General features: G+C 61.4%; 22 protein-coding genes. 11 read left to right on the forward strand and 11 right to left on the reverse strand.

Translation table 11 applies throughout. The features are described from left to right. Window positions 1–122: 122 nt before the first annotated feature. Window positions 123–2,771 carry a DNA mismatch repair protein MutS gene (mutS, locus tag C5L10_RS30750; RefSeq protein WP_245448312.1) on the reverse strand — a complete coding sequence of 883 codons (2,649 nt, stop codon included), beginning with the start codon at window positions 2,769–2,771 and terminating at the stop codon, window positions 123–125. Between the two features lie 197 nt (window positions 2,772–2,968). On the opposite strand from mutS, the gene C5L10_RS30755 reads away from it, so the two are divergent. From C5L10_RS30755 to C5L10_RS30765, 3 genes are all read left to right on the forward strand, one after another. Further along, window positions 2,969–5,266 carry an NADP-dependent malic enzyme gene (locus C5L10_RS30755; protein WP_105432800.1) on the forward strand — a complete coding sequence of 766 codons (2,298 nt, stop codon included), beginning with the start codon at window positions 2,969–2,971 and terminating at the stop codon, window positions 5,264–5,266. A 66-nt stretch (window positions 5,267–5,332) separates the two neighbouring features. After that, window positions 5,333–5,590: a type II toxin-antitoxin system Phd/YefM family antitoxin gene (locus tag C5L10_RS30760; RefSeq protein ID WP_105432801.1), complete on the forward strand. Its 258-nt coding sequence runs from the start codon at window positions 5,333–5,335 to the stop codon at window positions 5,588–5,590. After that, entirely contained in the window at window positions 5,587–5,976 is a 390-nt protein-coding gene (locus C5L10_RS30765) for a type II toxin-antitoxin system VapC family toxin (protein ID WP_105432802.1), read from the forward strand. Before C5L10_RS30760 ends, C5L10_RS30765 begins: the two co-directional genes overlap by 4 nt. A gap of 40 nt (window positions 5,977–6,016) precedes the next feature. Here C5L10_RS30765 and C5L10_RS30770 read toward each other — a convergent pair whose 3' ends face one another. The 5 genes from C5L10_RS30770 to C5L10_RS30790 form a co-directional block, all read right to left on the reverse strand. Next, window positions 6,017–6,889: a GNAT family N-acetyltransferase gene (locus C5L10_RS30770; RefSeq protein WP_105432803.1), complete on the reverse strand. Its 873-nt coding sequence runs from the start codon at window positions 6,887–6,889 to the stop codon at window positions 6,017–6,019. Window positions 6,890–6,988: 99 nt separating this feature from the next. Continuing rightward, window positions 6,989–8,770, reverse strand: coding sequence for a hybrid sensor histidine kinase/response regulator (locus C5L10_RS30775; protein WP_105432804.1), 1,782 nt, complete (start codon window positions 8,768–8,770; stop codon window positions 6,989–6,991). A 54-nt stretch (window positions 8,771–8,824) separates the two neighbouring features. Beyond that, a complete protein-coding gene (gene lspA, locus C5L10_RS30780; RefSeq protein ID WP_105432805.1) occupies window positions 8,825–9,316 on the reverse strand; it encodes a signal peptidase II in 492 nt (163 codons plus the stop codon). After that, a complete protein-coding gene (locus C5L10_RS30785; protein ID WP_105432806.1) occupies window positions 9,313–10,173 on the reverse strand; it encodes an RNA methyltransferase in 861 nt (286 codons plus the stop codon). Before C5L10_RS30785 ends, lspA begins: the two co-directional genes overlap by 4 nt. Continuing rightward, entirely contained in the window at window positions 10,170–11,279 is a 1,110-nt protein-coding gene (locus C5L10_RS30790; protein ID WP_105432833.1) for a class I SAM-dependent methyltransferase, read from the reverse strand. The genes C5L10_RS30785 and C5L10_RS30790 overlap by 4 nt, the downstream gene beginning before the upstream one ends. A 175-nt stretch (window positions 11,280–11,454) precedes the next feature. On the opposite strand from C5L10_RS30790, the gene C5L10_RS30795 reads away from it, so the two are divergent. Continuing rightward, the gene (locus C5L10_RS30795; protein ID WP_046630421.1) at window positions 11,455–11,910 is read left to right on the forward strand and encodes a carbon monoxide dehydrogenase subunit G; all 456 of its coding nucleotides are present in this window, start codon (window positions 11,455–11,457) and stop codon (window positions 11,908–11,910) included. Between the two features lie 18 nt (window positions 11,911–11,928). Here C5L10_RS30795 and C5L10_RS30800 read toward each other — a convergent pair whose 3' ends face one another. From C5L10_RS30800 to sppA, 3 genes are all read right to left on the reverse strand, one after another. Further along, window positions 11,929–12,264, reverse strand: a complete 336-nt coding sequence (locus C5L10_RS30800; RefSeq protein WP_105432807.1) for a lipopolysaccharide assembly protein LapA domain-containing protein — start codon at window positions 12,262–12,264, stop codon at window positions 11,929–11,931. Window positions 12,265–12,365: 101 nt separating this feature from the next. Beyond that, window positions 12,366–12,665: an integration host factor subunit beta gene (locus C5L10_RS30805; RefSeq protein WP_007759833.1), complete on the reverse strand. Its 300-nt coding sequence runs from the start codon at window positions 12,663–12,665 to the stop codon at window positions 12,366–12,368. Window positions 12,666–12,691: 26 nt separating this feature from the next. After that, window positions 12,692–13,648, reverse strand: a complete 957-nt coding sequence (gene sppA / locus C5L10_RS30810) for a signal peptide peptidase SppA (protein WP_105432808.1) — start codon at window positions 13,646–13,648, stop codon at window positions 12,692–12,694. 207 nt (window positions 13,649–13,855) lie between these two features. Between sppA and lptC the strand changes: the two genes are divergently transcribed. From lptC to ptsN, 6 genes are all read left to right on the forward strand, one after another. Then, a complete protein-coding gene (gene lptC / locus C5L10_RS30815) occupies window positions 13,856–14,524 on the forward strand; it encodes an LPS export ABC transporter periplasmic protein LptC (RefSeq protein ID WP_046667403.1) in 669 nt (222 codons plus the stop codon). A 12-nt stretch (window positions 14,525–14,536) separates the two neighbouring features. After that, on the forward strand, window positions 14,537–15,091 hold the full coding sequence (locus tag C5L10_RS30820; protein ID WP_046630413.1) for an LptA/OstA family protein: 555 nt from the start codon (window positions 14,537–14,539) through the stop codon (window positions 15,089–15,091). Window positions 15,092–15,103: 12 nt separating this feature from the next. Next, window positions 15,104–15,910 carry an LPS export ABC transporter ATP-binding protein gene (gene lptB, locus C5L10_RS30825; RefSeq protein WP_371412008.1) on the forward strand — a complete coding sequence of 269 codons (807 nt, stop codon included), beginning with the start codon at window positions 15,104–15,106 and terminating at the stop codon, window positions 15,908–15,910. A 189-nt stretch (window positions 15,911–16,099) separates the two neighbouring features. Next, entirely contained in the window at window positions 16,100–17,656 is a 1,557-nt protein-coding gene (rpoN, locus tag C5L10_RS30830; RefSeq protein ID WP_105432809.1) for an RNA polymerase factor sigma-54, read from the forward strand. A 248-nt stretch (window positions 17,657–17,904) separates the two neighbouring features. After that, window positions 17,905–18,480 carry a ribosome hibernation-promoting factor, HPF/YfiA family gene (gene hpf / locus C5L10_RS30835; protein ID WP_105432810.1) on the forward strand — a complete coding sequence of 192 codons (576 nt, stop codon included), beginning with the start codon at window positions 17,905–17,907 and terminating at the stop codon, window positions 18,478–18,480. A gap of 76 nt (window positions 18,481–18,556) precedes the next feature. Continuing rightward, window positions 18,557–19,021, forward strand: coding sequence for a PTS IIA-like nitrogen regulatory protein PtsN (ptsN, locus tag C5L10_RS30840; protein ID WP_038539110.1), 465 nt, complete (start codon window positions 18,557–18,559; stop codon window positions 19,019–19,021). Window positions 19,022–19,219: 198 nt separating this feature from the next. On the opposite strand, the gene grpE is transcribed toward ptsN, so the two are convergent. Both grpE and hrcA read right to left on the reverse strand, forming a co-directional pair. Beyond that, window positions 19,220–19,861, reverse strand: coding sequence for a nucleotide exchange factor GrpE (gene grpE / locus C5L10_RS30845; RefSeq protein WP_037079486.1), 642 nt, complete (start codon window positions 19,859–19,861; stop codon window positions 19,220–19,222). A 117-nt stretch (window positions 19,862–19,978) separates the two neighbouring features. Continuing rightward, the gene (gene hrcA / locus C5L10_RS30850) at window positions 19,979–21,058 is read right to left on the reverse strand and encodes a heat-inducible transcriptional repressor HrcA (RefSeq protein WP_105432811.1); all 1,080 of its coding nucleotides are present in this window, start codon (window positions 21,056–21,058) and stop codon (window positions 19,979–19,981) included. Window positions 21,059–21,232: 174 nt separating this feature from the next. Between hrcA and rph the strand changes: the two genes are divergently transcribed. Further along, window positions 21,233–21,949 carry a ribonuclease PH gene (gene rph / locus C5L10_RS30855; protein WP_038583334.1) on the forward strand — a complete coding sequence of 239 codons (717 nt, stop codon included), beginning with the start codon at window positions 21,233–21,235 and terminating at the stop codon, window positions 21,947–21,949. Window position 21,950 lies beyond the last annotated feature (1 nt).

Below are 21,950 nucleotides of genomic sequence, written 5' to 3' on the forward strand. Positions count from 1 at the left end.
CTTCAACCGAATGAAGCACTTCCGCCGCTTCGCGACGCGCTACGACCGCAGAACCATTCACTTCCAAGGCTTCGTATATCTCGTGGCCACTATCATTTGGCTGCGATGAATGTCGATTCGTCCTAGGCCTTGAGCTGCTTCTTCAGCGCATAAAGCGCGTCCAGAGCCTCGCGGGGCGTCATATCGTCCGGGTTGATGGCCTTCAGTGCGTCCTCGACCTTGGACGGCCCGGCCCGCTTGGCCTCTTCGCGGCGGACCGCGACCTGGAAGAGCGGCAGGTCGTCGATCAGCTGGCTCGCGGGGTTCTTACGGTCGGAATCCTCGAGCTTGGTCAGCACGTCGCGGGCACGGGCGACCACCGAGTCGGGCAGGCCTGCAAGCCGCGCGACCTGGATGCCGTAGGACCGGTCGGCAGCACCGGGGCCGACTTCGTGCAGGAAGATCACCTCGCCATCCCATTCCTTCACCCGCATCGTGGCGTTGGAAAGCCGGTTCAGCTTTTCCGAAAGCACGGTCAGCTCATGGAAGTGGGTGGCGAAGAGGCCGCGGCATCTGTTCGCCTCGTGCAGGTGCTCGACCGCCGCCCAGGCGATCGACAGGCCGTCGAAGGTCGCCGTTCCACGGCCTATCTCGTCGAGGATGACCAGCGAACGGTCGGTCGCCTGATTAAGGATGGCGGCGGTCTCGACCATCTCCACCATGAAGGTGGAGCGGCCGCGGGCCAGATCGTCCGACGCGCCGACGCGCGAAAAAAGCCGGTCGACGATGCCTATATGGGCGGAGGCCGCGGGCACGAAGGAGCCCATCTGCGCGAGGATGGCGATCAGCGCGTTCTGGCGCAGGAAGGTCGATTTACCACCCATGTTCGGACCGGTGAGCAGCCAGAGCGCGCCGAACTCGCCGCCATTATGCGGCGAGAGATCGCAGTCGTTGGCGATGAACGGGCCGACGGACTGCCTGCGCAGTGCCTGCTCGACCACCGGGTGGCGACCGCCTTCGATCGCGAACATGCGCGAGGCATCCACGACCGGCCGGCGATAACTCCATTCGTCGGCGAGCATGGCAAGGCCTGCCGCGACGTCGATCACCGCCAGCGCCCGGGCGCCGGCCTTGATCGCCTCTGCCTCCGAGGTCACGGCTGCGACCATCCTGTCGAAGGCTTCGAGCTCGATGGTCAGGGCCTTGTCGGCGGCATTGGCGATGCGGCTTTCGAGATCGGCAAGTTCCGTCGTCGTGAAACGCATCGCACTTGCCATGGTCTGACGATGGATGAAGCGCGCCTTGCCCTCCGGCGTATCGGTCATCGTGCCGGAATTTCCGGCCGTCACCTCGATGAAATAGCCGAGCACGTTGTTGTGCTTGATCTTCAGCGACTTGATGCCGGTCTCCTCGGCATATTGGAGCTGGAGCGCGGCGATGACCCGGCGCGACTGGTCGCGCAACGCCCGCACCTCGTCCAGTTCCGAATGAGCACCATCGGCGAGGAACCCGCCGTCGCGCTTCAGGAGCGGCAGTTCCTGCGCCAGCATGTTGCCGAGCATGGATTCCAGATGAAGCGGCAAGGCCTTCAGGTCGTCGAGCGCCTGCCCCAGTTCCTCCGGCAGCATGGCCCTGTCGAGAAAGCCCGCGACACCGCGGGCCGCTTCCAGCCCCTGCAGGATACTGCCGAGATCACGCGGGCCGCCGCGGTCGAGCGCCAGGCGCGACAGGGCGCGTGGCATATCCGGCACGTGCTTCAGGCCGGAGCGCAGTTCACTGCAGAGCGACGGCTCTTCGAGCAGGAAGGAGATGGAATCGAGACGCCGGTTGATACGGTCTGGATCCGTCAGGGGCGACATCAGTCGTTCGGCGAGCAGGCGAGCCCCGCCGCCGGTGACCGTGCGGTCGATCGCCTTCAGGAGCGTGCCTTCACGCTCCCCGGACAAAGTCTTGGTCAGTTCCAGGTTGCCGCGGGTCGCGGGGTCGATGAACAGCGTCGAGGCGCCGCTTTCACGCTCGGGGCGTCCGAGCGGCGGACGTTCGGCGATCTGGGTCTTTTCCACATAGGCGACGGCAGCCGCGGCGGCGGCGAGCTCGGCGCGCGAAAAATTGCCGAACCCGTCGAGCGTGCCGACGCCGAAATAACGGGTGATGCGGCCCTCGGCGCTGGCGCTGTCGAAGAGCACGGACGGCTGCGGGACCGCGACCTTGCCGAGCACGTCGAAGACGGGCTTCAGCTCAGCGTCGTGAAACATCGTATCCGGCAGGATCAGTTCGCGCGGTTCGATGCGCAGGATATCGGCGAGCAGCCGGGACTGATCGGTCTCCGCCAGCCGGAAGACGCCGGTCGAGATATCGATCCAGGCGAGCGCCAGAAGCGGTTCGGCGGCACCCTTGATGCGGGCAAGCGCCATCAGGTAGTTCGACTCGGAAGGTGAGAGGAGTTTTTCCTCGGTAATCGTGCCCGGCGTCACCAGCCGGACGACGTCACGCTTCACCACCGATTTCGAGCCGCGCTTCTTGGCCTCCGCCGGGTCTTCCATCTGTTCGCAGACGGCCACACGGAAACCGAGCGAGATCAGCTTCTGCAGGTAGTCGTCGGCAGCGTGCACCGGGACGCCGCACATCGGGATTTCGCGGCCGAGATGCTGGCCACGCTTGGTGAGCGTGATGCCGAGCGCGCGAGACGCATCGACCGCATCCTCGAAGAACAGTTCGTAGAAATCGCCCATGCGGTAGAAGAGCAGCGAACCCGGATTATTCGCCTTGATCTCGATATATTGCTCCATCATCGGCGTCGCCGAGGCGCGGCTTTCCTCCGAGGCGAGCTCGGCAGTATTCAGGGCTTCGATGGGGAATCTTTCAAACTGGGTCACGGAACCGATTTTTTGTTGCGCGCTGGAACTTGCGACACTATCGATGAAGACACCTGAAAGACAACATCTGCCGCGGCCTAGAGGACGGCTGCCCACAAAAAGCTGGAGGAGACATGCCTGCTAAGGACAAGGCCACGGGGAAGGCCGCACGTGCGCGGGCTTCCGTGACCGAACAGGAAGCACTCGATTTCCATTCGGAAGGCCGCCCGGGTAAACTCGAAATCAATCCCACCAAGCCGATGGCCACCCAGCGCGATCTGTCGCTCGCCTATTCGCCAGGCGTTGCCGTGCCTGTCCTGGCAATCGCCGCAAACCCGGCAACCGCCTATGACTACACGACGCGCGGCAACATGGTGGCCGTCATCTCCAACGGCACCGCGATCCTCGGCCTCGGCAATCTCGGGGCGCTTGCCTCGAAGCCGGTGATGGAAGGCAAGGCCGTGCTGTTCAAGCGCTTCGCCGACGTCGATTCCATCGACCTTGAAGTCGATACGGAAAATGTCGACGAGTTCATCAACTGCGTGCGGTTCCTCGGCCCCTCTTTCGGCGGCATCAATCTCGAGGACATCAAGGCGCCGGAGTGTTTCATCATCGAGAGCCGCCTGCGCGAGCTGATGGACATCCCGGTCTTTCATGATGACCAGCACGGCACTGCGATCATCGCCGCCGCCGGCCTGATCAATGCGCTGGAACTGACCGGCCGGGACCTCAAGACCACCAAGCTCGTCTGCAACGGCGCTGGTGCTGCGGCAATCGCCTGCGTCGAACTCATCAAGGCGATGGGCTTCAATTCGGAAAACGTCATCCTCTGCGACACCAAGGGCGTCATCTATCAGGGCCGCACTGAAGGCATGAACCAGTGGAAGTCCGCCCATGCGGTGAACACCGCCAAGCGGACCCTCGCCGAGGCCATGAAGGACGCGGATGTCGTGTTCGGTCTTTCCCAGAAGGGCGCTTTTACCGAAGAGATGATCCGCTCCATGGCCGACAGGCCGATCATTTTCGCGATGGCCAACCCCGATCCGGAAATCACGCCGGAAGAAGTCGCCCGCATCCGCGACGACGCAATTATGGCGACCGGCCGTTCGGACTATCCGAACCAGGTCAACAACGTGCTCGGCTTCCCCTATATCTTCCGTGGCGCGCTCGACGTGCGGGCCAGCCAGATCAACGACGCGATGAAGATCGCCGCCGTCAAGGCGCTCGCCAATCTCGCCCGCGAAGACGTGCCCGACGATGTTGCCGCCGCCTACCAGGGCAACCGCCCCCGTTTCGGCGCGCAATACATCATCCCGGTCCCGTTCGATCCGCGCCTCATCTCGGCGATCCCGGTCGCCGTTGCCGAAGCGGCGTTGGAAAGTGGCGTCGCCCGCAAGAACATCGCCGATCTTGCCGCCTACGCCTCAGAACTCTCCGCCCGCCGCGATCCGATCGCCGCGACGACACAAGGCATCTACGAGCGTGTCCGCCGCTTCCCGAAACGCGTCGTCTTTGCCGAGGCAGAAGAAGAACAGGTCATGCGCGCGGCGATTTCCTTCACCAACCAGAAGCTCGGCACTGCCATCCTTCTCGGGCGTGACGACGTCATCCGCGCGACGGCGGAAAAGGCCGGCATCGATCTCGACCGTCCCGGCATCGAGGTCGTCAATGCACGCCTCTCCAATCGTGTCGATGCCTATATCGACCACCTTTATGCGCGCCTGCAGCGTGAAGGCTTCCTCCATCGCGATGTCCAGCGCCTTATCCATAACGACCGCAACCATTTCGCCGCGACCATGGTCGCCATCGGCGATGCGGATGCGATGGTGACCGGCACGACCCGCAATTATGCGACGGCCCTCCAGGACGTCCGCCGCTGCATCGATCCGAAGCCGGGGCACAAGGTGATCGGCATATCGCTGGTGATCGCGCGCGGCCGGACGATCTTCGTCGCCGACACGGCTGTCCACGACATGCCGAATGCCGAGGATCTCGCCGACATCGCCGTCGAAGCCGCCCGCGTCGCAAAGCGGATGGGTTATGAGCCGCGTGTCGCACTCGTTGCCTACTCGACGTTCGGGCAACCGATCGGCGAACGGTCGGAGCGGGTTCGCGAGGCGGTCAAGATTCTCGACCAGCGCCGCGTGGATTTCGAATACGACGGCGAAATGGGCGCGGACGTGGCGCTCAACTCACACCGGATGGAGCAATATCCGTTCTGCCGGCTCTCGGGCACAGCCAACGTGCTGGTCATGCCGGCGATCCATTCTGCCTCGATCTCGACCCGCATGCTGCAGGAACTCGGCGCTTCGACGGTGATCGGCCCGCTGCTTGTCGGTCTCGACAAGTCGGTGCAGATCACCTCGATGGGTGCAAAGGACAGCGACATCGTCAACATGGCGGCAATTGCGGCCTACAACGCCGGTACGTGAGTTTCTTGTAAACAGAACCCAGGTGGACTAAGTTTAGTGAACTAAGTCCACTTGGAGACTTGCTCCGTGAAAACCGTCAACATCCACGAAGCCAAAACGCATTTGTCGCGCCTCGTCGAAGAAGCGGCAAACGGCGAAGCATTCGTCATCGCCAAGGCCGGCAAGCCCATGGTGAAGGTCGTGCCGCTGGAGGAAGCGCCGGTAGAGGAACCGAAGAAGAAGCGTAGGATCGGCTTTCTGAAAGGCCAGATTTCAGTTCCGGACGACTTCGACACGATGTTCGCCAAGGAGATCGAAGACATGTTCTATGGCGAGGACAAGTGAGGATCCTTCTCGACTCGCACCTTCTTGTGTGGATATCCGAAGAGTCGCCAAGGTTGCCTAAAATCGTCGAGCGCCTTTTGGAAGATGGCGAACACCGTTTCTTTTTCAGCGCCGCAAGCCTCTGGGAACTTGCAATCAAGAGCGCACTCGGAAAGAGCGATTACCACGTTGATGTCATGCAGCTCTATTCCGAACTGCTGGACAACGAATATGAAGAACTCCCTCTGAGCAGCCGGCACGCTTTTGCCTTGGCGGGCCTGCCTCCCATCCACAAAGACCCATTCGACCGGATGCTGATCGCGCAGAGCATTTCGGAAGGCATGCTGCTGCTAACCTCGGATGAGACGATCGCGCGATATAACGGAACGATTCAGCTTGTAAGGTAATTTCACCGTGTGGGCAGAGGCCGTCATTTTAGCGGATAACTCAGCTCGCAAACCGTCCGGCGTCGGCGCCGAAGTGGGTGATGTAGCGGTCCGAGATCGAGGCAATCGGCAGGACAATCAGCACGTCGGTGGTGTTGAAGGCGTGGTCGATGACTGCACCGTCGCCCACCATGGCACCGAGGCGCAGGTAACCCTTGATCAGCGGCGGCAACAGGGAGAGTGCCTTGCGGGTGTTGACGCCTTCCATCGGCATCAGGTCCATCGAGCGATAGAGTTCCGGCAGTGCCGAAACCGCCCAATCGCCCTTGGTCGAGACCGTGTGGTGCAGGAAAGACAGCGCCATGGCGTGCTCTTCAGGCGAAACGCCCGGGAAGGACGCGCAGCCGAACATCGCGTTCATGCCGTGCTTCAGCGAATAGGCCCAATTGCCCTGCCAAAGCAGTTCGACGGTGCGTTTGGTGCGATAGTCCGGCAGCACGCAGGAGCGGCCGAGTTCCATGAACTGTTTGTCGGGATGACGCGCAAGCAGCGGCTCGATGTCGAATTCCGAGGCCGAATAGAAGCCGTTATTGGCCAGCGCCACTTCCTGGCGCAGCAGACGGTAGGTGCCGACGATCTGATCTTCGATGTCACCCTCGATTGCGTTGTCGACGACCAGAAGGTGGTCGCAGATCGCGTCAAAGGCGTCGACGTCGCGGCGGCGGCGCATGGCGTCCGGGCTCAAGGTCGCGTGCATTTCTTCAACGAAGACGCGGTAGCGAACCGCCTGCGCAGCATCGATTTCACGCTCGCTGCGGGCAAGCCGCGTTTCGAGCGTGCCAATGCGGCCGAAGACATCGCCGCTTACCGGAGCAGAGGCCGGCGCCTGGGTTGTTTCAGGTATCACTTTACGGTTCAGGAGTTCGATTGCCAAGGTGATTCTCCCCGTCCCGGTTTGATCACCGCCTTAAATCACTTCTCTGCGACAAGAACGTGACATTCGCTGTCACAATAGGTTCCAGGGATGATCGCGTCAACGCGCCTGTTGGCGCTCGGTGGAGAGAACTCCCAAAATTCGAACCTCCTCCAGAAGCGTCAGCGGATCGACCGGCTTTGCGAAGACGCGGCTGGCCCCATTCAGAAGCACCTCGCGATGCGTCGCTTCGCGGCTCTCGCCTGTCAGCACGATCACCGGGACCAGAGGCCGGACGCCCTCCTGCTCCTCGGCACGCAGCGCCGCCAGGAGATTGAAAACATCTCCTCCGGGCATGTACATGTCGGAAATGATGAGATCGAGCGGCGTGCCCCGGTTGAGTACCGTCTCGATCAGCGTGGGGAAATCGTCGACGAGACGGACCCGATGTCCGGCCTTTGTAAGAACCGAGCGGATGATCAGCGCGTTGACGGGGTCGTCCTCACCGAGCAGCACGTCGAGCCCTTCACCATGTTTTTCGATAACGGGCGGCGGGGGCATTGCCTGGTTGTCGTTCAGGGCGTCGCGCGTGCCGAAGCCGCGCAGGCGGCCGCTCAAGACGTCGATCAGGGATTTTTCCCGGAGCGGCCGGATAAGCCAGGCGTCGAAAAAATCCTGCGGCTGGGAAGCCCGTTCCTCGGGGTTGACGAGCAGGATGCGGTGGAGCGGCGCATGCGCCTTCTCATTTGCATAGTCGGAGGCCAGCCGGTGATCGACGATCAGGTCGGTATAGGGCAGCGGGCCCGTCTCGGCGCGGTCGATCAGCATCTGGGCGTCGGCCGTGTTGGCGACATGCCGGCAGCGGCCGCCAAGCGTTTCGATCGTCGCGACCGTCGCCTTGGCGGCAGGTCCTTCCGGGGCCAGAAGCAAAACCCGGGACATCGCCAGCAACTGGTTGCGTTCACCGGTACCCGATTGCGCCGTTTCCGCGAAATGCAGAGGGAAGCGGATCGTGAACGTGCTGCCGGTCCCCCTCTGGCTGGCGACGGAAAGCGAACCGCCGAACTCCGTCAGAATGCGCGAGGCGATGCCGAGACCGAGACCGGTGCCGCCGCTGCGGGCCTCGGCGGAACCCACCTGTTCGAATTCACCGAAAACCCGCGTCAGCTCATCGGCCGCCATGCCGGGACCGGTATCGATGACGGCAATGACGACGTTGCCGTCTTCGACCGCCGCCCGCACCAGCACGCCGCCACGGGCGGTGAATTTCACCGCATTGCCGATGACATTGAAAAGCACTTGCCGGATGCGGCCCGGATCGAGATCGAGAAGGTCGGGGAGATCGGCGGTCATCGTCGCGGCGATCTCGATGCGTTTCTCGTGGGCGCGCGGCGCCAGCATCTCGACGACGTTTTCGATGAGGTGGCGAAGATTCTCCGCCCGGTTGTTGAGCCGGAAGCGGCCGGCTTCCAGCGTCGAATAGTCGAGCAGGTCTTCGACTAGCTGCGCCAGCGCATAACCGGACTGGCGAATGCCGCTCAGATAGTTCTGCTGTTCCGCCGTCAGCTTGGTCTGGCCGAGAAGATGGGTCATGCCGAGAATGCCGTTGAGCGGCGTGCGGATTTCATGGACGACGGTGGCGATCTGCCGGGATTTCGCGGCGCTGGCCGCCTCCGCATTCTTCAATGCATGCTGGAGCCGGGGAACCGTGCGCTGGCGGCGCCACGCGGATATTCTGGAAAAGAGCGCGGCAAAGACGCCGCGCGGCGCCCTGTTTTCTTCATCCTGCCGCAGCCCCAGTGCGGGCACGACTTTTTCCGGCACCGGTTCGGCCATGTCGGCCGCGGCGGGAGACGCGAACGCCTTCGAGATCCGTGCATGTATGTCGGCGATATCTCGCATTGGGAAAGACTAACCGGGTTTCTTTCCCAATCCTTAGAGCAATCAGGTAAAATTTTACTGATCGGCCTTTTTCGGGCCGAACAGCTCGTCGAGGATGACCAGGCCTGCCCCGATGGTGATGAAACTGTCCGCCAGATTGAAGACCGCGAAGGACCACGTCTCGGTATGAAACAGGATGTAGTCGATCACGTGGCCATATGTGAAGCCGTCGATCAGGTTGCCGATCGCGCCGGCGATGATCAGCGCGAAGCCGCTGTGGGCGAGAGGACGATCCTTCGGAGTGCGGCGCCAGAGCCAGAGCACGAAGGCGACGATCAGCACCCGCATGCCGACGATGAATTCCCGCTCCATGCCGGACAGCAGGGAGAAGGCGACGCCGAGATTGTAGGTTCGGTAGAGCGCCAACACCGGCAGAAGCGGCACCGCCTCCTGCATCGGAAGATAATTCTCGACGGCGATCTTCACTGCCTGATCGAGAATGACGGCGATGACGATGACGATCAGAGCCACCAGAGGCCGCGAAAGAAGGGCTACGCGTGCGGTCATTTCTTCTCGTCCAGGGTCAGCAGATGGCGGCGGGCCTCGAAGAGCATCACGGCGGACGCGACGGCGAGGTTGAGCGAGTCCGCCCTGCCCTGCTGAGGAATCCGAACGGTGCGATCGGCAGCCCTGGCGAGATTATCCGGCAGGCCGGACTGCTCGTTGCCCATCAGCAGCACGACCGGCTTTTTCGAATAATCCACGGTGCGATAATCGACGGCGCCTGCGAGATGGGTCGCCACGACCTGGGTGCCGGAGCGCTTCTGCCAGATCAGGAATTCTTCCGGCGAACATTTGACGACCGGCACCGCGAAGACCGAGCCCATGGTGGCACGCACGGTTTCCAGCGAAAACGGGTCTGTGCATTCGCCGACCAGGATTACCCCGGTCGCGCCTGCCGCATCGGCGGTGCGGATGATGGTGCCGAGATTGCCGGGATCGCGCACGCGGTCGAGCGCGACCAGCGTCTCGTCCCTGCCCGGCTTCAGATCGTCGAGCCTTTTCCAGCGCTGCTCAAAAATGCCGACGACCATCTGCGGATTGTCGCGACGGGTGACCGAGGAGAGTACCTTCTCGCTGACTTCCAGCACCAGGCCGCCATGGGCGACGGTCTTTGCCGCCACCTGCTCGACAAGCGTCTTGCCCTTGGCCGCCTTGGCATAGACCAGCGTACGGATTTCCCAGCCGAGCTCCAGCGCGTCGATGACGAGCTTCAGGCCTTCGGCCATGAAGGTGCCGCTCTCTTCGCGGTCCCTCTTGTTGGTGAGCGCCTTGATGTCCTTGATGATCGGATTGGAAAGCGAGGTGACTTCCTTCACCTGGCCGACCCGCCGAGGTCCGGACTTGTGAAAATCGTCGTTCATGCCGGTACCCAGCGACTGAAAAGGGAAGTGGAAAGCGCGCGGCCCGGCGTCTTGCCGTCCAGCCCCGCCTCGCGGATGACGAGCTCGCCCGATTCCACGGCGCCGCCGGCGCCGCGCATCGTCTCGCGCATCAGCTCATGGATGGAATAGAAGCTGGCACGGATGGAATAAGCGGTCAGCACCAGGCCTATCGCCTTCGGTGACAACAGTTCGCGGCAGATGTCGAGCATCAGCGGCAGATGATCGAAAAGCTGCCAGACTTCGCCGTTCGGGCCGCGGCCGAATTTCGGCGGATCGGTGAGGATGATGTCGTAGCGGTTGCCGCGACGCTCCTCGCGCAGGATGAACTTCATCGCATCCTCGCAGATCCAGCGGATCGGCGCCTTGTCGAGGCGGGCGAGCGACTGGTTTTCCCGCGCCCAGCCAATAGCCTTCTTGGAGGCATCGACATGGGTGACTTCCGCCCCGGCAGCCGCCGCGACCAGCGATGCGACGCCTGTGTAGCCGAACAGGTTGAGCACCTTCACCGGCCGCTTCGCCTCCTCGATGCGGTTCTTCATCCACTCCCAGTGAACGATCTGCTCCGGGAAGACGCCGACATGGCGGAAGGACGTGAAGCGGCCGAGAAAATCGGTGCCGAGTAGCGACAGCGGCCAGGTTTCGCCCAGCGCTTCCTTGGTGAACCGCCAGCGGCCCATGCCGTCCTCGTCCGTGTCGCCGGTAAAGAGCGCATCCGCCTTTTCCCAGACGTGGGCGGGAAGAGACGGTTGCCAGAGCGCCTGAGCTTCCGGCCGGACGATGCGATAAGGGCCGTATTGCTCGAGTTTGAGCCCGTTGCCGCTATCGATCAGGTGAAAATCACCGGCACCGGACGATTCGAGAATGATCGGCACGCGCTCGGGCGGCCGCTCGCCGCTGCGCGGCAAAAGCGGACGGGTTTCCGCCGGTACTGCGGCCGGCGCGGGTTTGGCGGCCCTTTCCGGCGGCCGTGGGGCCTGCCTAACTGCCGCCGGTTTTGCGGTGGCGTGCCCGCGGGAGGACCGGTTGCCCGCCTCGCTCCGGGTTTTTTCACCCGGCCGCCTTTCCTTGTTCTTCAATACGTTCATCCGCCTGGATTTTGAGACTTGCGGCAGCAGATAGCATTTGCTCGCCATTCTTCAAAGCCGGGGAGCCGATGGCGGCGTGTTTTATTGATGACCCGGGCTGTCCGCCTTTTGTCCCCCTTGGCAAAGATCACCACCCTTGCAATAAGTCTGGCAACGATGGACGGAGGATCATCACATGGACATGGGCGGCGAAGAACGTATTGCAGCACCTCGCGACGTGGTCTGGGCGGCGTTGAACGACCCGGAAATCCTTCGCCAGTGCATCCCGGGTTGCCAGACGCTCGAACAGAAGTCTCCGACCGAGCTCTCCGCGACCGTCAAGTTGAAGGTCGGCCCGGTTTCGGCGAACTTCTCCGGCGAAGTGACACTCTCCGACATCAACCCGCCGGAAAGCTACACGATATCGGGCGAGGGCAAGGGCGGCATCGCCGGTTTTGCCAAGGGCTCAGCGACCGTTACGCTGGTCGAAGACGGCAGCGATACACTGCTGCGCTACTCCACCAAGGCTCAGGTGGGCGGCAAGATCGCGCAGCTCGGCTCGCGGCTGATCGATTCCACGTCGCAGAAACTCGCCGGCCAGTTCTTCGCGGATTTCAACAAGGCTGTGGTCGCCAAGGCCGCGCAAGCCTGATTCAGCTCGCGCCTCAATTCACCTGGAAGGAAGTTGGGTCGAGGCCGGCCGGCCAGCGACGACGGCCTTGTGCTCGTTCTGCCACCGGACTGCTTCGCGCGCTTCGACGCGAGCCTGCTTGCGGTGCTTGCCCTGGCTCCACCAGGTCACGAACGAGCCGATGAACATCCCGATCAGCAAGGCCAGGAACAGGAACAGGAAAAACGGTGCGCTCACCGCCAGTATGCCGTCTTCCGGCCGGAAGGGATTGAGCGCCAGGGTGACTATCTGGCGGTTCGCGACGGCGAGCACGATCAGCACTATGCCGAGCGGCACGAAAACCACGAGCGAGACGATCTTTTTGAACTTGTCCATAGGATTCTCCGGCAGCAGACTGCATGCTGTTTACCAGCATCTGTTGCAGAATAGGCGCGCTTTATGGGGTTTCAAGGGCAGCGCAAACCGCGCCGGAAGGATCAGTCCTCTTCGTCGTCAAGACCCGGATTCAGGCGCTCGCGCAGTTCCTTGCCTGTCTTGAAGAAGGGAACCCATTTTTCCTCGACGAAAACGCTCTCGCCGGTGCGCGGATTGCGGCCGGACCGGGAGGGGCGGTTCTTCACGGAAAACGCGCCGAAGCCGCGCAGTTCGACACGATTTCCGCCTGCCAGGGCATCTGTGATCTCGTCGAGCACGGCATTCACGATGTTCTCGACGTCGCGGTGGTAGAGATGCGGATTGCGAGCCGCGACGATCTGCACCAGTTCTGACTTGATCACGGTTGCCCCCTGAAAAGTTTAGATTTTCAACCGCGCCCAACCTGCCAAACGGAGACAAGACCGTCAAGAAACAACTTGTCTGCGCCGAAGGTGCGAAGGGCATCGGGAGTGATTGTCTGGCCGAAACCGGAGAGCTTGAACAACTCGCTGACGGCGCTCGCCAACCAGAAGGACGAGGAGGAATTACGCTCCTTCCAGTCGACGACCGGCAGGTCCTTGGAAACGCCGCGTGATTCAAAATAGGCGCGGATGTCCTCCTCGCCGCCCAGCTTGTCGACAAGCTTGGCGCTGAGAGCCTGGCGGCCGGTGAAGATCGTGCCGTCCGCGAGCTTAAGAACCTCGTCGCGCGGCAGCTTGCGGCGATCGGCAACGAGATCGACGAACCAGGCGTAGCTGTCCATGACCATGTTGCGGATCATTGTCTTGGCTTCCTCGCTTGCCGGATGGAAGGGCGATGGTTCGGCCTTCAGCGGGGCAGACTTGATCTCCTGCAGAGAGACGCCGATCTTCTTCATCACCTCGTCGATCTGCGGGTATTGGAAGATCACCCCGATCGATCCGGTGATCGAGCTTTCGCCCGCGACGATCTGGTCGCCAGCCATGGCGACCATGTAGCCGGCAGAGGCGGCCAAGGTGCGGATATCGGAAACGACGGGCTTCTTTTCGGAAACCTTCCGGATCGCCTTGAAGATGCGCTCGCCGCCATAGGTCGTCCCGCCCGGCGAAGAGATCGAGACGATCAGCGCCTTGGCCTGGCTGCTTTCGGCGATCTTGTCGAGGCGCTCCAGCAGATCCTTGTCATCCGTGATCATACCGGAGATTTCGATGCGGGCGACATGCGGCACCGCAGATCCGGCACCCTCACCGGCAACGACACGGTAAAGCGCGAATCCGATGCCAACGAGGAAAACAAGTGCGACGACCCGCCAGAAACTCAGCTTGCGGCGCAGGGAACGCCGGTCCGCAATTGCCATTTGATCCATAAAATCACCCTTCGAGCTGAACCGCCGTTGCTAAATAGGCTCTCTAGCGTGTTTTGCAGCAGACCACATCACGTTTTTATGTTGTCCATTATTGTTTGTTGATTGAATCAAAACCATATTGGCGGACAAAGCAAAGCTCGCAACCGCTCCATCCGGCACAACCGGGATGAGAACGAAGATGGGCTAGTAAGGAACTATCCGGCACTCATGCTGCAGCATATTCGAAAAACGGCAGGCTTTACGTCGGCGTTGGAGCCGCGCCCGGATGCCTATCAGGCGGCGCTGGCGCATTCCACGATCGTGCGCAGGCTCAAGATACTGCTGCCGATCCTGGCCGGCGTGATTTCGGCCGCCTTCATCGGGGTCTCGATCATCCGCGCCTATCTGCCGGAGAACCTCTCGATTGAAAACGCCCGGATCGAAAACGGCAAGATCGTCATGGAACGGCCGGCGATCTCTGGCCGCAACAAGGACGGCATCAGCTACTCGATGACCGCCAACCGCGCGCTGCAGGATATCCAGAACTCGAACATGATCACGCTCGAGGACGTCAAGGCCGCCGTACCGGTCAATGACGACGTGATCGCGCGGGTGACCGCGACCGCCGCCAACTTCGACCGCGGCACCGACATGCTCGATCTCAACTCCCCGTTCGACGTCAATATGAGCAACGGGATCACCGCCCGCTTCAAGTCCGCGCACCTCGATATCAACGCGGGTGTGATGGAATCACCCGAGCACGTCGATATCTCCATGAAAGAAGGCTCTATTGTTGCAGAGTCTTTAAAGATAACGGATAAGGGGCGTACCATCACCTTCAAGGGCCAGGTTCGCCTCCATCTCGATCCAGCCACCATCCGCAACCAAGGCAAGTAGAGCCCGGCCGTCATGATCAATCGCCGCCTTCTTACACGCAATACCGCAGTTCTGATCGCGGCAGGATTTATCTCCTGTCTGGCAGCGACCGCACATGCCCAGACCACCACCAGCCAGATGGAAGGCCTGAAGCTTTCCGGCGACCAGCCGATCCAGATCCAGAGCGACCAGCTCGAGATCAAGGAGCAGGAAAAGAAGGCCTATTTTACCGGCAACGTCCAGGTCGTGCAGGGCACGACCACGATGAAGGCCGGCAAGATGACGGTTCTTTATACCGGTGAAGGTGGTTCGGTGACCTCAGGCAGCGCCAATATCGACAAGATCTTTCTTGACGAGACGGTATTCCTGACCTCGGGAACGCAGCAGGCGACCGCCGAGAAAGGCGAGTTCGACATGAAATCCCAGACCTTCGTGCTTTCCGGCAAGCAGGTCGTGCTCTCGGAAGGCCCCAACGTCTTCAAGGGTTGCAAACTCACCGTACTGATGGAAACCGGCCAAGCCAAGCTCGACGCCTGTGGCGGGCGTGTGGAAATCCTGCTCGACCCGAAATCGCGACCAAAGCAATAATAGACATTTAACGTGAAAATACCGTTCCTCCCCAGTCTGTCGGCAAGGAAGCCGTCCGCGCCCGAACCCTTCGTCGTACGCGATAAAGCGCGCTACGAAGGTACGCTGGTCGCGCATGGTCTTTCGAAGACCTACGATACCCGTCGCGTCGTCAACGGCGTGTCACTGGTCGTGCGCCGCGGCGAGGCCGTCGGGCTGCTCGGGCCGAACGGTGCGGGCAAGACGACCTGTTTCTACATGATCACCGGCCTGGTGCCGGTGGACGAAGGCATGATCGCGATCAACGGCAACGAAGTCACCCACATGCCGATGTATCGCCGCGCCCGCCTGGGCGTGGGGTATCTGCCGCAGGAAGCCTCGATCTTCCGCGGCCTGACCGTCGAGGAAAACATCCGCGCGGTGCTGGAAGTGCACGAGCCCGACAGGGACAAGCGGGAGAGCAAGCTCGACGAGCTGCTGGAAGAGTTCCACATCAGCCAGCTGCGAAAATCGGCGGCCGTGGCGCTTTCCGGCGGTGAACGCCGACGCCTCGAAATCGCCCGGGCGCTTGCGACCGACCCGGCCTTCATGCTGCTCGACGAACCTTTTGCCGGCGTCGATCCTATTTCGGTCTCCGACATTCAGAACCTCGTACGCCACTTGACGGCGCGGGGGATCGGCGTTCTGATAACGGACCACAACGTCCGCGAGACGCTGGGGCTGATCGACCGGGCCTACATCATCCACGCGGGCGAAGTGCTGACGCATGGCCGGGCAGACGATATCGTCAACAACCCCGATGTTCGCCGTCTTTATCTCGGTGACAAATTCAGCCTCTAGGCGCGAATTGGTCGTTGCAGCGTGACAAAGAAATTTACTTTCCCGCACTGCAGCGCTTGACCAAATCTTTCAAAAAAGCAATTCTTGTGCCAGATGCAAATTTGGCCTTGTGGGGCTCGGCGAAGTCGAGCGTCCACCACTCCATGACCGGGTGGTTCAAGGGGATTGCAGGGGAGTTTCGCGTCCGCCATGGGTTTATCCGCTAATCTTTTCCTACGCCAAACCCAATCGCTGGTGATGACACCGCAGCTGATGCAATCCATCCAGCTGCTGCAGATGACGCATTTCGAGCTCAACCAGTTCATCGCCCAGGAAGTCGAAAAGAACCCGCTGCTCGAAATTACGTCAAGCGAGAGCGAAAACGACGCGGAAACAGGCTTCGAAACCGCCGACGACTTTGCCCCGACCGAAGGCCGCGACAGTTCGGCAGCCGCCGAAGTCGATAGCGACTGGTATGAGGGCTCCTCCTCCATCAGCGCCGAGAGGCTCGGCGAAGGGCTCGATACGGGCTTCGAAAACGTCTTCCCGGACGACGGCCCGGTGCGGCGCGCCGATGCGCCGGAGCTGCTCAGCCAGTGGAAATCGATGCCGGGCGGCGAGTCCGGCGAAGACTACGACCTGGATGATTTCGTCGCCGGCCAGGTGACGCTGCGCGACCACCTGAATCAGCAAATCCCCTTCCTGATCATCGATGCGGCCAGCCTCCTGATTGCTCAGCATCTCGTCGATCAGCTCGACGAGGCCGGTTACATGCTGGGCGACATTGAGGAGATTGCCGCCCGCCTCGGCAGAAGCGCCGAGAATGTGGAAGCCATCCTGCACTCGCTGCAGACGCTCGATCCGCCGGGCGTCTTTGCGCGATCGCTCAGCGAATGTCTGGCAATCCAGCTTCGGGAAAAGGACCGGCTCGACCCGGCCATGGATGCACTGATCAGACATCTGGATCTGCTCGGCAAACGCGACTTCGCCTCGCTTCGGAAGATCTGCGGTGTCGACGACGAAGACCTGATCGACATGCTGGGGGAAATTCGCGGCCTCAACCCGAAGCCCGGCGCGGGTTTCGAGCGCGGCATGTCGGAGACGATTTCACCGGATATCGTCGTGCGGGCATCACCCGACGGTGGCTGGATGGTGGAACTCAATCCGGACACCCTGCCGCGCGTTCTGGTGAACCACACCTATTTCCAGACGGTGTCCAAGAACTGCCCGAAAAACGGCGACGATCATAATTTCCTTTCCGACTGCATGCAGAACGCCAACTGGCTGACGCGCAGCCTCGACCAGCGGGCCAAGACGATCATGAAGGTGGCGACCGAGATCGTCCGCCAGCAGGATGCCTTCCTGATGCACGGCGTCGATCACCTGCGGCCGCTCAACCTAAAGACCGTTGCCGAAGCGATCAAGATGCATGAATCCACGGTCAGCCGCGTCACCTCCAACAAATACATGCTGACGCCGCGCGGCCTGTTCGAACTCAAATATTTCTTCACGGTGTCGATCGGCTCGGCAGAAGAAGGCGGCGACAGCCATTCGGCGGAGGCCGTGCGCCATCGGATTCGCCTGCTCATCGCTCAGGAGACGTCGGATGCGGTGCTTTCGGACGACGATATCGTAATCAGCCTGAAACGCGGCGGCGTCGAACTTGCGCGCCGGACCGTCGCCAAATACCGTGAGGCGATGAACATCCCCTCCTCCGTTCAGCGCCGCCGCGAAAAGCGTGCGATCGCCGGGGTTGGGGCATACTGAAACGCGGCCGAAACAGGCGGTTTTCCACAGGCCTACGTAGAAATCCCGAGACCGGCCACCGTTGACATTTAAAACATCGGGCGCTAGAAGCCCGCCGCAACTGCACGGGACATGGCACGAAACCTATCCCATCATCCAGACAGGCACCGATTGCAGCAATTTAGCGCGATGGCGTGTGAACGGCTTGGATGAGGGGACGGCTTGGCGTAGACTGGAACACGCAAGTCACGACAAGAAGGAAGAACTCCATGAGTGTGCGTGTATCCGGTAAGCATATGGAAATTGGCGAATCGTTCCGTCAAAGGATCGAGGAGCAAATCGGAGAAGCGGTTACAAAATACTTCGACGGAGGCTATTCAGGCCAAGTCATCGTGGAAAAGGCTGGTTCGCGCTTTTCTGCCGACTGCAAGGTGCATCTCGATACCGGGATCGTCCTGCATGCGGCTGGCGAGGCGAATGATCCGCAGATCAGTTTCGACGCCGCAGCACAGCGGATTGAAAAACGTCTGCGCCGCTACAAGCGGCGGCTCAAGGATCATCATGCCGGCAACCATGTGAATGGTTATGAGGAAATTGCCTACACTGTAATGGACAGCGTACCGGATGAAGGGGAGGAAGTGCCCGAGGATTTCGCGCCGACCATTGTCGCGGAAAGTTCGAAGCAGTTGAAGACGATGACGGTCGCAAGCGCCGTCATGGCACTTGATATGACTGACGAACCTGTTCTTCTGTTCCGCAGCCCCGGCAAGGAACATCTGAACATTGTGTATCGCCGCAATGACGGCAATATTGGCTGGATCGATTCCACCAATATCAAGAACTGACACCTGGGGAGAGCGTCGGAGACGGCGCTCCCCTTCGCCTAGGGCACAAGCTCTTGCGGCACGAAGGATGACGAGAATGGCATTGGCAGATTTGCTGCAGCAAGATGCGATTATTCCTGCCCTAAAGGTAAATTCCAAAAAGCAGCTATTGCAGGAGCTGGCGGCCAAGGCTTCCAAGCTGACGGGCGTGAGCGAACGAGAAATCTTCGACATCATCCTGCAGCGCGAAAGGCTCGGTTCCACCGGCGTCGGCCACGGCATCGCCATCCCGCACGGCAAGCTCAACAGCATCTCGTCGATCAAGGGTATTTTCGCACGCCTTGAAGCGCCGGTCGATTTCGAAGCGCTCGATGACGAGCCGGTCGATCTGGTGTTCCTGCTGCTCGCACCCGAAGGCGCCGGCGCCGACCACCTGAAGGCGCTGTCGCGCATCGCCCGCGTCCTGCGCGACCAGGACCTTGTCGCCAAGCTGCGCAAGACGGATTCCGCTTCGGCGATCTATGCCTTCCTCAATGAGGAGCAGGCAAACCACGCCGCCTGACCGCATACACATTCGTGGGGACGAAACGAGCCGCTCGGCCGCTGACAAAGCGCCGGGCGGTTTTGTTTGCATGCAGCCGTTTTAACGGGAAGATCTACGGGGACTTGGTGCAGGGACGCTTGCCGTCAGGGCCGCGAAGCCCCGATTGAGCGTCCGGCGCAAAGCGAAAAGCGGGCTGGCGCCCGCTTTTCAAAGCTTTCAGGCGTTCTTCTCGCCGGCAGCTTCCGCGGAGACTTCCGCCTTCGGGCCGCCCTTTGCAACACCGACCATGGCGGGGCGCAGCACGCGTTCGCCGATCGTGAAACCGGCCTGGACGACCTGAACGACGGTATTGTTCGGAACAGCAGGGTTCGGAATCTCGAACATGGCCTGGTGGAAGTTCGGATCGAACTTCTGGCCCTCCGCATCGATCTTCTTCACGCCGTGGCGTTCCAGCGCCGATAGCATGGAGCGCTCGGTCATCTCGACGCCCTCCAGGAGCGTGGTCAGCGAGGCATCTGCCGTGGCGCGCATTTCGGTCGGCACGGCGTCCAGCGCCCGGCGCAGGTTGTCCGAAACGGCGAGCATATCGCGCGCAAAGCCGGCCGCCGCATAGGACTTGGCGTCCTTGATTTCGCGTTCGGTGCGGCGGCGCAGGTTGTCCATTTCGGCTGCCAGCCGCAGGAAGCGGTCGCGCAGCTCGTTATTTTCGGCTTTCAGCAATTCCAGCGGATCCGGTTCGGCGGCAGGCGCCTCGGCATTTTTCTGGTTGGCCGCGTCCTCAAGAGCAGATGCAACAGCTTCAACCGTGTTCTCCGCGGCAGTTGCGTCAGGTCCGTTCTTGTTGGTTTCGTCGGTCATGACGGTCTCCGGTTATTCTTGGCTTGGATTTACGGGCTTGGATTTGTGCCCGATATCGAGGTTTAAAGTGAAAAAATCAAGGCTTGCTGGGAAAGTTGGGGCGGCTCCGTCGCGAATTCAGCGCGACAGCCTGGCAAGCAGCTGCGCAGTGTAATCCACCATCGGCACGATGCGCGAATAATTGAGCCGCGTCGGCCCGATGACGCCGACGGCACCGACGATCCGGTCTTCGCCGTCACGATAGGGCGCGACGATGAGCGACGAGCCCGACAGGGAGAACAATTTGTTTTCCGAGCCTATGAAGATTCGCACGCCCGGTCCCTTCTCGGCGAGATCGAGGATCTCGATCAGGCTGTCCTTCTTTTCGAGATCGTCGAAAAGCAACCGCAGGCGATCGAGATCGGCCACATCCGCCAGGCCTTCGAGCAGATTGGCCCGGCCGCGGACGATGAGCTGGGTCGGCTTGCCTTCCTCGCTGTCGCCGGACCAGACGGCAAGGCCGCGCTCGACCAGTTCCTGCGAGAGCGCATGGAGCTCGCCTTGCACCTGATCCTTGAGCGTCTTCAGCTGGCCGCGCAGTTCCGGAAGCGTCTGGCCGCTCAGGTGGGCGTTGAGGAAATTAGCCGCCTCGGTCAGCTGCGACGACGTCACGCCGGCCGGAAGTTCGATGATACGATTTTCCACCTGGTTATGATCGCCGACGAGCACCGCAAGCGCCTTGGTCGGCTCGAGGCGGATGAACTCGACGTGCTTCAGGACCGGGTCGCTCTTGGTGGTAATGACGATCCCGGCGCCGCGCGAGACGCCCGACAACATGCGACTCGCCTCCGCCATCAGGCTTTCCATCGGCTGATCGCGATCCGCAGCCCGAATCTGCCGGTCGATATTGGCACGCTCCTCGGCGGAGAGGTCTCCGACCTGCATGAAGGCATCGACGAAAAAGCGAAGCCCCGACTGGGTCGGTAGGCGGCCGGCGCTGATATGCGGGGAGTAGATGAGCCCGAGTTCCTCGAGATCGCTCATCACATTGCGCACCGACGCCGGCGAAAGCGATATGGGCAGCAGGCGGGAAAGATTTCGGGAGCCGAGCGGTTCGCCGGTCTCCAGATAGCTTTCCACGATGCGGCGGAAAATTTCGCGCGAACGGTCATCGAGCACAGAGCCGCTGTCCCTACCCGTCGATGCCGAAAATCCCATCTAAACCTTCACCGTTCCGTTGATGTTTCACAAAATATAGTCATTCGCCGCCCCTTCTCCAAAGGGAAAATCACCGCAGCCACAATCGACTACTGTACACGCATTAGGCCTTTTTCTTTGCAAAAGCTTGGCCGGAGCCGTAGAAGGCGAAAACAGAAATCCAGGGAGTGAAGCATGCGGCCTTCAGGCAGACAGTTGAACCAGATGCGCAAGGTCTCGTTCGAGCGCAATTTCTCCAAACATGCCGAAGGTTCCTGCCTCGTCAAGTTCGGCGACACCCATGTGCTGTGCACCGCGAGCCTGGAAGAAAAGACGCCGCCGTGGCTGCGCAACAGCGGCAAGGGCTGGGTGACCGCCGAATACGGCATGCTGCCGCGCGCTACAGGGGACCGCATGAAGCGCGAAGCCGCTGCCGGAAAGCAGGGCGGCCGCACCCAGGAAATCCAGCGCCTGATCGGCCGCTCCTTGCGCGCCGTCATCGATCTCGAAGCGCTCGGCGAAAAGCAGATCACCATCGACTGCGACGTCATCCAGGCGGATGGCGGCACGCGCACGGCCTCGATCACCGGTGGCTGGATTGCGCTCTACGACTGCCTGAAGTGGATGGAAGCGCGCTCGATGACCAAGGTCGACAAGGTGCTCAAGGACCATGTCGCGGCGATCTCCTGCGGCATCTTTGCCGGCCAGCCGGTAATCGACCTCGACTATATCGAGGATTCGGCTGCCGAGACGGACGCCAATTTCGTCATGACCGGCTCCGGCGGCATCGTCGAGGTGCAGGGCACGGCCGAGGGCAAGCCTTTCAGCCAGGAGGAATTCCTGAAGCTTTTGGCACTGGCTCAGGACGGCACGCAGGAACTGGTGGCGATGCAGAAGCAGGCGATCGCCTGAA

Source organism: Neorhizobium sp. T6_25 (assembly GCF_002968555.1).
Taxonomy (GTDB): Bacteria; Pseudomonadota; Alphaproteobacteria; order Rhizobiales; family Rhizobiaceae; genus Neorhizobium.